Origin of the sequence: Streptomyces sp. 13-12-16 (genome assembly GCF_002114215.1) — a bacterium.
GTDB lineage: Bacteria > Actinomycetota > Actinomycetes > Streptomycetales > Streptomycetaceae > Streptomyces.
The window spans coordinates 1-7106 of record NZ_NCTE01000871.1; the positions used below are offsets into that span (position 1 = coordinate 1).

9 protein-coding genes and 1 pseudogene are annotated in these 7106 nt (G+C 73.5%); 6 read left to right on the forward strand and 4 right to left on the reverse strand.

Going from position 1 to position 7106, the window contains the following annotated elements; genetic code table 11:
• Window positions 1-150, forward strand: a pseudogene (locus B7767_RS48475) (spermidine synthase-like protein); the annotation flags it as partial.
• Between the two features lie 140 nt (window positions 151-290).
• Here B7767_RS48475 and B7767_RS30820 read toward each other — a convergent pair.
• Both B7767_RS30820 and B7767_RS30825 read right to left on the reverse strand, forming a co-directional pair.
• Window positions 291-1589 carry an MFS transporter gene (locus B7767_RS30820; RefSeq protein WP_085575011.1) on the reverse strand — a complete coding sequence of 433 codons (1299 nt, stop codon included), beginning with the start codon at window positions 1587-1589 and terminating at the stop codon, window positions 291-293.
• A gap of 60 nt (window positions 1590-1649) precedes the next feature.
• Window positions 1650-2660: a hypothetical protein gene (locus tag B7767_RS30825; RefSeq protein ID WP_085575012.1), complete on the reverse strand. Its 1011-nt coding sequence runs from the start codon at window positions 2658-2660 to the stop codon at window positions 1650-1652.
• Between the two features lie 134 nt (window positions 2661-2794).
• Between B7767_RS30825 and B7767_RS30830 the strand changes: the two genes are divergently transcribed.
• On the forward strand, window positions 2795-3232 hold the full coding sequence (locus B7767_RS30830; RefSeq protein WP_085575013.1) for a DUF4442 domain-containing protein: 438 nt from the start codon (window positions 2795-2797) through the stop codon (window positions 3230-3232).
• An 85-nt stretch (window positions 3233-3317) separates the two neighbouring features.
• Window positions 3318-3956, forward strand: coding sequence for a DedA family protein (locus tag B7767_RS30835; protein WP_085575014.1), 639 nt, complete (start codon window positions 3318-3320; stop codon window positions 3954-3956).
• A gap of 81 nt (window positions 3957-4037) precedes the next feature.
• Here the strand turns inward: B7767_RS30835 and B7767_RS30840 are convergent, their stop codons facing one another.
• The gene (locus B7767_RS30840) at window positions 4038-4568 is read right to left on the reverse strand and encodes a gamma carbonic anhydrase family protein (protein ID WP_085575015.1); all 531 of its coding nucleotides are present in this window, start codon (window positions 4566-4568) and stop codon (window positions 4038-4040) included.
• A gap of 116 nt (window positions 4569-4684) precedes the next feature.
• Between B7767_RS30840 and B7767_RS30845 the strand changes: the two genes are divergently transcribed.
• From B7767_RS30845 to B7767_RS30855, 3 genes are all read left to right on the forward strand, one after another.
• Complete coding sequence (locus B7767_RS30845) at window positions 4685-5482, forward strand: acyltransferase (protein WP_085575016.1); 798 nt, start codon at window positions 4685-4687, stop codon at window positions 5480-5482.
• 130 nt (window positions 5483-5612) lie between these two features.
• Complete coding sequence (locus tag B7767_RS30850) at window positions 5613-6185, forward strand: helix-turn-helix domain-containing protein (protein WP_085575017.1); 573 nt, start codon at window positions 5613-5615, stop codon at window positions 6183-6185.
• Between the two features lie 23 nt (window positions 6186-6208).
• On the forward strand, window positions 6209-6766 hold the full coding sequence (locus B7767_RS30855) for a YbaK/EbsC family protein (protein ID WP_085575018.1): 558 nt from the start codon (window positions 6209-6211) through the stop codon (window positions 6764-6766).
• 2 nt (window positions 6767-6768) lie between these two features.
• On the opposite strand, the gene B7767_RS30860 is transcribed toward B7767_RS30855, so the two are convergent.
• The coding region (locus tag B7767_RS30860; RefSeq protein WP_306298008.1) for a cation transporter dimerization domain-containing protein at window positions 6769-7106 on the reverse strand (338 nt) is incomplete at its 5' end.

Sequence of the window (7106 nt, forward strand, 5' to 3'; positions counted from 1 at the left end):
CTGTCCCGCGCCACCGCCGCCGACGCCTTCCCCGCGCGGGTCGAGCACGGCGCGGCCCTGCGGGACTTCACCCGCGGTGCGCGCCCGGTGCGCGACGAGGACGCCGTACCGTCCCCGGAACCCCCGGAGGGGGCGTTCGGCATCGGCTGACCCGGCGCCCGTGCCGCTTCCACGCGCGGCGCGCGTCCGTCAGCCGAGCCCGACGGCGGGCGTTCGGTGTCGGCCGGTGCGGTGTTCGTGCCGGGTTCGGTGGTGTGGCCCCGGGGGGCGTCGTGCGCGGCGCGCGTCCGTCACCCGAGCCCGGCGGCGGGGCGTCCGGTGTCGGCTGACGCGGTGTCCGTGTCCGGGGTCGCGCCGGTGATCCGGAGGGTTCGGCGGCGCAGGTTCCGTACGTCCGGGACGCACAGCACCGCCGCCGTGACGACCACGACCAGCGCCGCGCACCCCCACAGCGCCTCCGGGCGGCCGAACGCCGTCTCCGCCGGGCCCGCCAGGGCCATCGCCGTCGGCACCAGCGCGACCGAGCCGAACCAGTCGTACGCCGAGACCCGGGACAGCTTCTCCTCCGGTATCTCCTGGTGCAGCGCGGTCATCCAGGAGACGCCGAACACCTCCAGCGACACGCCGGTCACGAACATCACCGCGCACAGCACGGCGAGCGGCGCCGGCACGGCGAGCGCGGCGGACGGCAGGGCCAGCGGGAACACGCACAGGGTGCCGACGAACAGCAGACGGCGCGGCTGCCAGCGGGTCATCAGCAGCGCGCCCACCACCGTGCCCCCGCCGAAGAACGCCAGCGCCACGCCCCACGGACCGGCGCCGCCCAGATGGTCCCGGGCGACGAGCGGCCCGTAGACCGCGTCGGCCGCGCCGACGACCGCGTTGGCGACGGAGAACTGGACGACGACGCCCCACAGCCAGGGCCGGCCGGTGAACTCCCGCCAGCCCTCCTTCAGATCGGCGAGCATGCCGCCGCCGGGGGCGCGCGGCGGTATGTGCTTCACATCGAGGAACGCCCGCAGCGCCGCCGCGACCGCGAAGGCCGCCGCGTCCGCCGCCAGTACCCAGCCGGGCCCGATCGCCGCGACCATGGCGCCGCCCAGCGCGGCCCCGCCGAGCGTCGCTCCGTGCATCGCCATCCGGAACACCGCGAACGCCCGGCCGGCCTGCTCGCCCTCGACCGAGGACAGCAGCATGCCCTCGGCGGCCGGGTTGAAGAACGCCTGACCGGTACCGCCGAGCGCGCTGAGCAGCATCATCTGCCACAGCTGCGCCTCGCCCGCCAGGACCAGCGCCGCGAACGCGGCCTGCGAGACACAGTTCAGGGCGTTGGCCGCGACCATCACCCGGTGCCGCGGCAGCCGGTCCGCGACGGCACCGCCGATCAGCAGGAACAGCACCAGCGGCAGGGTGCGGGCGGCGGCCACCAGACCCACGTCGCCGCCGTCGCCGCCCGTGCCCAGCACGGCGAACGCGGCGGCGATCAGGGCGCCGTGACTGCCCAGGTTGGTCACCACGGCGGCGGCGGTCAGCAGGGAGTAGTTGCGGCCGGCCCAGGCGGGGCGGCGGCGGATGGCGGTGGTCGGCACCCCGTGACTATCGCCGGGCCGTGGCCGACTTGCCAAATGGGCCACCGCCCTCCCTGCCCGCTACGACCCCTGGGGCCCGTCCTCCGTCAGGCGCACCGTGCTGAGGATCTTCTGCACGGTCTCGTCCGGGATCTCGTCCTTGACGCCCTTGGCGCCGTACAGGTTCCAGGTGACGAAGTCCCCGGCGCCGTTCTTGAAGGCGAACGTGATCGCCTTGCCGTCGCTGTCGCACTTGCCTTTCTGCGGAGTGTTCTCCGAGTGCGCCGTGGCCACGCTGCCCTTGATGCCGGACGCCGTGGTGTACGCCTTCGGCTTCTCGTACTTGATGCTCTTCTTGTCGGGCTGCGTGTACCCGCCGTAGATCCACCACGGCACCCGGGTCTCGGCCGCCATGTCCGTGTCCTTGGCGCCGTTCTCGCCCCGGGTACCGGCGGTGGCGAGGGAGGTGTTCTCCTCGCGGCCGTCCTTGTTGTCGTCGCTCGTGCACCACTCGGACTTCAGATACGCGGGGGCGGTGACGGTGGTGCGGTCCATCTCACCGTTCTCCTCCTCCCACTCGAAGCCCACGCTGGTGCCGGGCGTCTCGATCTCCCAGTCGGCGGGGACGTCGAACTTGGTGCCGAAGCGCGTGTTGACGACGACCTGCCAGCCCGGAACGGTCGCCTTCTCCCCTTCGCCGCCGCGCGGGTTGTCGTCCGAGGCGGAGGCGCTCGGTTCGGCGGAGGTGTCCTTGCTCGCCGTCGCGGACGGCTCGGTGTTCTTCTTGCCGTCGGCCTCGTCGTCCTTGTCGCCGCCGAGCACCAGGAACCCGGTGACACCGGCGGCCACCACCACGGCCGTCGCCGCCACGATCGCCACGAGCTTCGTCCGGTTCCCGCCGCCCCCGCCCTGCGGTGGCTGCGGCCCGCCCGCCACGGTCTGCGCCCCCCAGCCGGGCTGTTGCTGGTACGAGCCCGGCTGCTGGTAGCCGGGCTGCTGGTACGGATTCGGCTGTTGGTACCCCGGCTGCTGGTACGGGTTGTTCGACTGCGGGTTCTGCTCGCCCCCGGGCGGCTGCTGTCCTGGCCACATGGGCAGCAACCCTAGCCGTGCCATGGACACGATTGGGTCACCGCCCTTTGACGGGGACGTAGCAAACCGGATGCCGCGCGGCATGGCGAGTTGAGGCTACTCGCGGGTAACCTGCGCCCATGAGCGCAGACCAGATGTCCATCGGCGAGATGCTCGCCGCCACGGTGCCCATGGCCCGGACCCTCAACCTCCAGTTCCTGGAGACCACGCCCGAGCGGGCCGTGGTGGCCCTGCCGGACCAGGCCGACTACCACAACCACGTGGGCGGGCCGCACGCCGGTGCGATGTTCACCCTCGGTGAGTCGGCGAGCGGCGCGATCGTGCTCGCCGCGTTCGGGGACCAGCTCGCGCGGGCCGTGCCGCTGGCCGTCAGCGCGGAGATCGCCTACAAGAAGCTGGCGATGGGCCCGGTCACCGCCACCGCGACCCTCGGCCGCCCGGCCGCCGAGGTCGTCGCCGAACTCGACGAGGGCGTGCGTCCCGAGTTCCCGGTCTCGATCGCCATCCGCCGCGAGGACGGCGCCGTCACCGGCGAGATGACCGTCGTCTGGACCCTGCGCCCCAACGGCTGACCGCCGGTACACCGGCGGTGCCCGGTAGGCTTCCCGTTCGTGCGCCGGTCCCGGCGCACGAACGGCGGACCGGGAGGACGGGGCGTTGCACGTGCAGGAGTGGCTCGAGACCGTACCCGCGGTCGCCGTGTACGCCCTGGTGGGACTGGTCATCGGGCTGGAGAGCCTGGGCATCCCGCTGCCGGGCGAGATCATCCTGGTCTCCTCCGCGCTGCTCGCCTCCCAGCACGGCGACATCGACCCGGTGGTCCTCGGCGCCTGCGCCACCGCCGGCGCGATCATCGGGGACTCGATCGGCTACGCCATCGGCCGCAGGGGCGGACGGCCACTGCTGGCCTGGCTGGGCGCCAAGTTCCCCCGCCACTTCAGCGAGGGGCACATCGCGACCGCCGAGCGCTCCTTCAAGAAGTGGGGCATGTGGGCCGTCTTCTTCGGCCGCTTCGTGGCCCTGCTGCGCATCTTCGCCGGCCCGCTCGCGGGCGTGCTGCGGATGCCGTACTGGAAGTTCCTGATCGCCAACGTCCTCGGCGGCATCGTCTGGGCGGGCGGCACCACCGCCGTCATCTACTACGTGGGCATCGTCGCCGAGTCCTGGCTGAAGCGCTTCTCCTGGCTGGGCCTGGTACTGGCGGTACTGATCGGCGTCACCTCGATGCTGGTGCTGAAGCGCAAGGCGAAGAAGGCGGTTCCCGAGCCGGCGTCGCCGGCGACCGAAGCGCTTTGAGGGGGCGCGGGCCCGTATCGGCATGGGCTCGGCCGCGTGGGCGCGAGGGGCCACGGCCGGCCGGCGGGCCGCCCGCGACCGTCACCCCCCGTGCTCCTCCCGGTGAACCTCGGCGAGCGCCGCGTACATCGTCCCGTTGAGCGTGAGCCCCTCCCGCTCCTCGGAGGTCAGCTCCCGCCGGACCTTCGCCGGCACTCCCGCCACCAACGACCCCGCCGGCACCCGCATCCCCTGCGGCACCAACGCCTGCGCGGCGACCAGGGACCCCGCGCCGATCACGGCGCCGTTCAGCACCGTCGCCCCCATCCCGATCAGGCAGTCGTCCTCGACGGTCGCCCCGTGCACCACGGCGTTGTGCCCGATGGAAACCCGCTCGCCCACGCTGACCGGAAACCCCGGATCGGCGTGCAGCGTGCAGTTGTCCTGCACATTGCTGCTCGCCCCGACGGAGATCCGCTCCACGTCGCCGCGCAGCACCGCCCCGTACCAGACGCTCGCTCCCGCGTGCAGCGTCACGTCCCCGATCACCGAGGCCGTGGGTGCCACGAAGGCGTCCCCGTCCACCTTCGGCTCCTTGCCTCCGATACCCGTGATCAGCGCGCGGTGCGTCATCGCCCTCTCCTCCACTGCGACGTCGTAGACACCACGCACCGTACGCCGGCCCGGTGGGGTGAAGATCACAGGGTCACCGGCCCGTCGGCGGGCCGCCCTCCGACTACGGTGAGCGGGTGCCGAAGCGCAAGAACACGTTCTCGTCCTGGCCGCGCCGCCTCGCTCAGCGCGCGGTCCACACGGGCTGGGCCTGGGTGCAGCGCACGGGCTCGGTGACCGCCGAGCACCCCGGCCGCTTCCGCTTCGGGGCGATGGGAACAGGTACCAGACTCGCCTTCCCGCTCGGCACGGTCTTCGGCGAACCCTGGATCCGGATCGGCGCGCACTGCATCGTCGGCGAGCAGGTCACCCTCACCGCCGGTCTGATGCCCGGTCTCGACCTCGGCCCCGAGCCGATCCTGCGCATCGGCGACGGGGTCGTGCTGGGCCGCGGCAGCCATGTCATCGCCGACACGACGGTCACCATCGGCAGCGACTGCTACTTCGGACCGTACGTCTACGTCACCTCCACCAACCACTCCTACGACGATCCGCACGAGCCCATCGGCAAGCAGTGGCCGCGGATGGAGCCGGTGGAGATCGGCCCCGGCTGCTGGATCGGCACCGGCGCGGTGATCCTGCCGGGGGCGCGCGTCGGGCGGAACGTGGTGGTGGCCGCGGGCGCGGTGGTCCGGGGCACGGTGCCCGACCACGCCGTGGTCGCGGGCGCCCCGGCCCGTGTCGTACGCCGCTGGACCCCCGCCGACGGCTGGCAGCCTCCGCTGCGCACCCCGGCGCCCGTGCCGATCCCGGAGGGCATCACCCCGGAGCAGTTGCGGGCGCTGTCGGAGCTGGACGAGGAGGGCGTCGCGCGGCTCGCGGAGCTGGGCGAGGAGGGCGTGGTCCGGCTCGCCGAGCTGGAACCCGAGGGCTGAGCCGTCCTCACCCGGGCGTGAGCGGCGCCGATCCGGGCCGCAGTACAGTGCGACGGACGACCGGGTCCGCCCCGCGGCGGCCGGACACAGGACCCCGGTCGCCCCACATGCCGGACGGAACGGACGGAACGTGTCGGACCTCGACCTGCTGACCCAGTCCCTGGCGCGCAACGTCAGACGCTGGCGCACCGAGCGCGGCTTCACGCTGGACGCGCTCGCCGTGCGGGCCGGTGTCAGCCGCGGCATGCTCATCCAGATCGAACAGGCCCGCACCAACCCGAGCATCGGCACGGTCGTCAAGATCGGCGACGCGCTCGGCGTCAGCGTCCCCACCCTGCTCGACTACGAGCGGGGCCCGAAGGTCCGGATCGTCCCCGCCGACCAGACCGTGCGGCTGTGGCACACCGAGGGCGGCAGCTACAGCCGGCTGCTCGCCGGCACCGAGGCGCCCGGCCCGCTGGAGATGTGGGACTGGCGGCTCATGCCGGGCGAGAGCAGCGACTCCGACCCGCACCCCGCGGGCACGGTCGAACTCGTCCACGTCACGTCCGGGGAACTGACCCTCACCGTCGACGGAGCGGAGCACCGGGTGCCGGCCGGCGCCAGCGCCTCCTTCGAGGCCAACACGCCGCACACGTACGGGAACCGGGGTGACGCCCCGATGGAGATGATCATGGCGGTCTCGGTGCCGCCCGTGCACTGAGGGACCCCTGTTACGGTGCGGCCATGCGCGCACCCATCGGAGACTTCGACCACGCCACCCCCGCCCCCGACTGCCTCGACGAGCTGACCGCCCCGGTGGCCGCCGCCGTCCGCGCCTGGAGCGGCAGCGTCCCCGCCGACCGGATCCTCTACGTCGACACCGACCCGCGCTGGGCGGACACCGCCGTCTTCGTCGAGCACTACGGCCGGGAGCTGCTGGAGCGGTCGGCGAACTGCGTGGTGGTGGCGGGCAGGCGCGGCGGAGGGACCACGCTCGCCGCCTGTGTCGTCCTGTCCACCACCCGGCTCGACGTCAACGGCGTCGTACGGCGTCACCTCGGCGCCCGCAAGGCGTCCTTCGCCCCGATGGACACGGCCACGGGGGAGACCGGCATGGAGTACGGCGGCATCACCCCGGTCGGACTGCCCGGCGACTGGCCGGTGCTGGTGGACGCGGCCGTCGTGGACCTGCCGTACGTGCTCGTCGGCAGCGGCCGGCGGCGCGGCAAGCTGCTGGTGCCGGGCAAGGCGTTCGCGGAGCTGCCCGGAGCGGTCGTACTGGAGGGGCTGGGAGCGGCCTGAACTCACCCCACCGCGTGGTGGGCGAGCGCCAGGTGCGGATCCGCCGCGCCGGGCACTGGTTCCGGGTCGGCGTGGACCAGGGCCGCGGTCAGCCGGGGGACGGCGTGCAGCAGTGCGTGCTCGGCCTCGACGGCGACACGATGGGCCTCGCGCACCGTCGCCTCGCCGTCCACCACGACCGCCACCTCCGCGCGCAGCCGGTGGCCGATCCAGCGCAGCCGCAGCTCTCCCACCCCGCGCACCCCCGGGACCGCCGTCAGGGCCCGCTCGGCCCGGTCCACCAGCGCCGGGTCGACGGCGTCCATCACCCGCCGGAACACCTCCCGCGCGGCGTCCCGCA

Coding starts and splice junctions, on each gene's coding strand:
- B7767_RS30855 (WP_085575018.1), top strand. CDS start 6,209: ATGCGCGCACCCATCGGAGACTTCGACCACGCCACCCCCGCCCCCGAC.
- B7767_RS30830 (WP_085575013.1), top strand. CDS start 2,795: ATGTCCATCGGCGAGATGCTCGCCGCCACGGTGCCCATGGCCCGGACC.
- B7767_RS30825 (WP_085575012.1), bottom strand. CDS start 2,660: ATGTGGCCAGGACAGCAGCCGCCCGGGGGCGAGCAGAACCCGCAGTCG.
- B7767_RS30840 (WP_085575015.1), bottom strand. CDS start 4,568: ATGACGCACCGCGCGCTGATCACGGGTATCGGAGGCAAGGAGCCGAAG.